This is a genomic window from Ideonella sp. P3_A4 (genome assembly GCF_056403075.1).
Map to the genome: position 1 here is coordinate 1 of NZ_JBFUGE010000728.1, position 2,732 is coordinate 2,732.

Annotated in this window: 4 protein-coding genes; 3 read left to right on the plus strand and 1 reads right to left on the minus strand. The window is 62.5% G+C overall.

The annotated features are described in order from the left end of the window. Positions 1–336: hypothetical protein (locus AC1DYI_RS31830; protein WP_477208114.1), on the plus strand; the 336-nt coding region annotated here is incomplete at its 5' end. A 585-nt stretch (positions 337–921) separates the two neighbouring features. On the opposite strand, the gene AC1DYI_RS31835 is transcribed toward AC1DYI_RS31830, so the two are convergent. After that, a complete protein-coding gene (locus tag AC1DYI_RS31835) occupies positions 922–1,644 on the minus strand; it encodes a hypothetical protein (RefSeq protein ID WP_477208115.1) in 723 nt (240 codons plus the stop codon). 196 nt (positions 1,645–1,840) lie between these two features. Between AC1DYI_RS31835 and AC1DYI_RS31840 the strand changes: the two genes are divergently transcribed. Then, positions 1,841–2,266, plus strand: a complete 426-nt coding sequence (locus AC1DYI_RS31840; RefSeq protein WP_477208116.1) for a YybH family protein — start codon at positions 1,841–1,843, stop codon at positions 2,264–2,266. A 61-nt stretch (positions 2,267–2,327) separates the two neighbouring features. Then, positions 2,328–2,732, plus strand: a 405-nt coding sequence (locus tag AC1DYI_RS31845) for a hypothetical protein (RefSeq protein ID WP_477208117.1), incomplete at its 3' end; no start/stop codon positions are given.

Below are 2,732 nucleotides of genomic sequence, written 5' to 3' on the forward strand. Positions count from 1 at the left end.
GAAATATACTTATCGGGGAATGAGTATTTCGCTAACGTCATCGGCAGTTMCCATGATCCACATGTCGCGAGCAAATCATGGATTGCGTTATGGCGGGACCAATTCGGTAACGCTCCGGTTTGTTCGTCTTGGCAATTCGGTGGATTTCCATGCGACCAAAGGGGGGCAGTAGGCGGACACGTGATCTTAGGAACAACAGCAAATTATGTGAACGCCGGGGCCAACATGACGGTCTTCATCATTCCAATTTGCCACACACACAATATGAACGACAACGTATACATGTCGCCATTGACAACAAGGGTTGGCGTGCTGTTGAATAACTACAATAATTGATATGCCGTCCTCGTCTGGCAGGCTCTCTTGAAATACCGTTTGCGTTGTTTACTTCGAGCACCCGAATCGGGGCCGCGCTGCTGTCACTGGATGCGCCGGCCCGACCCGCTGCCGCGCGATCTGCGCGGCGCGGCAAGGCGCCAGGTCTCGACGCTGGAGGCCACCGTGCAGGTGCTGGCGATGCTGGATGGCCCGACCTTCGACGCGCCGCGCCCCTGCTCGCGACGCCTTCGGCCGTTCGTGGCGKCCCGACAGCGGCCTCAGGCGTCATCGGGCCAGACGCGGCCTGCCGCGGCTCTTCTCTATCCGCTCCCCACAGAGGTAGTCTGTAGCCAACTGGTGGCAGTTCTGCGGTGATCGGTCATCGAGCCCGCGGCATCTCCGAAGTGCAGATCTTCGTGATGCGCGTTAAGGCCCGTTCGACGCGACGACCGACCAGGATTCTGCCTGTCGCCAGCGGCGGCTGATGGCCGACTGGCGCCGCCCAGAAGTCCTTTCTGAGCGGGTAGCAGCGGTGGAGTGCAGTCGGCTGCAAGGCTGAGAGCGGACCGTCGTGCAAAGTTGCCCGCGGCATTCACAACTCCTTCATGTTGCAGATAGAGCCTGCAGCGCAGAGTGGGCGTAGCCCCCCGCTTCCGTCAGCTTCTCGATGGCCGTGTTGATGGGATCGTGGTCGCTCGCTTGAATTTGGGCGATCTGCTCACTTCGTTGATCCTGCATGAGCCGTCGAGCAAAGTCGGGCATGAACGGCGAGTTCGCGTATCCGTCGAGTTGCTCCACCGTGAAGCGGGCCCCTCGTAGCTCTGCTCGACCAAGGTGAGGCCTCAACCGCCGAATCAACAGATCGCAGAAGTCGGCCGCGAACTGAAGGCACATGGTCGGGACGTCTTCTTGAGGCGGAAGGATCTCGATCTTGTTGCTCTTGTTATCGTAACGTTCAATCTTCAGGAGTACCCGGAAGCACCCCTCGATCCAAGCGTTAACAACAGGATGACCATCGTGCGTCGACGCGTTTCTGGCCTCGTAGAAAAATTGTCCATGTCGCAAAGCTGCGATCTGCGTCCAAGTCATGTTCTCGCCGGTCGCTGTCGTGAACGAGTCCTTCAGGGTTTGCGTCGCATTGGTGAAGGCGGAGAAGCCAAAGACCACAGCCCGAGTCGCGGGGGACGGTTCCTCCTGATGTTTACCAGCGTGGAATTGTCGAAGCGACTCAGCAGCTCCGTCCACGATATGCGCCAGGAAGTACTGGAGTTCGGAAGTCTTGTCAGTCAGGTGGTTTGCGACCCAGCGGCGGTGTTGATTCTGCATTCTTCTTCTCCCGACAAACGAGGGCTCGATGGTAGCGAAGCAGCCGTTTGCCGACGACTGCTTGTGGCCGGAAGCAGCCTCCGCCCCCTGCGCATTTGCCGATCCAGCCGAGGTCGGCAGAGGCCTTTGTCGAAATCGACTGCGGTCGATCGTCGTAGGGAATGGAGGCCTCTTCCTCCGTCACCCACCCTACCCCATGCACCTCAACGACCCCGTCTCCGCCGCCCTGGCCGCCTACCGTGCGGCCGTCCTTGCCAAAGATGTCGACGCCTTCTGCGCGCTCTACGACGCCGACATCCACGTCTTCGACATGTGGGGCCAGTGGGTCCACCAGGGCCTGGCCGTCTGGCGGGCGACGGCCGAGGGCTGGTTCGGCTCGCTCGGCGACGAGCGGGTGGTGGTCGAGTTCAGCGAGGTACAGGGCGAGACGGTGGGCGATCTGGCGTTCGGCCACGCGTTCGTCCGCTTCTCGGCCCAGACCGCCGATGGCACGACGTTGCGCTCGATGAGCAACCGCCTGACGCTGGTGATGCGGCAGCGCGCGGGCAGCTGGAAGGTCGTGCACCAGCACACCTCTTCGCCGATCGACCCCACCAGCGGCAAACCGATGTTCCAGCGCTGAAAAAGCGGCCGGGCGGCAATCAGCGCACAATGCGCGCCCTTCCCTCTCTCCACGCTGCCCCATGCTGCACGACCCCACCCGCCACGAGCCCCTGAACGCCAGCCCCTGGGACGGGGCAGCGGCACGCGCCGAGATCGAGCGCATCGTCGCCACCACGGTGGCCCGCTTCGAAGCCGGCGGCTGGTGGCCGATCCACCCTAAGGACGTCGACGGCGACGACCCGAACGAGCCGCCCACTTCGCTGTACTTCGGCGCCATCGGCACGGCGTGGGCCGTGCAGTACCTGCAGGCCGTGGGCGCCGCACCTGGCCAGACTCGCTTCGACGCGCGCTTTGGCGAACTGCTCGAACGCAACCGCAAGTGGCTCGGCGCCATTTCAGCCGCCGACTCGACTGCGGCCTTCCTGATGGGCGACACGCCGGTGCTGATGATGGCGCAAGAGCAGTCGCCCGACGAAGAGCGCGCG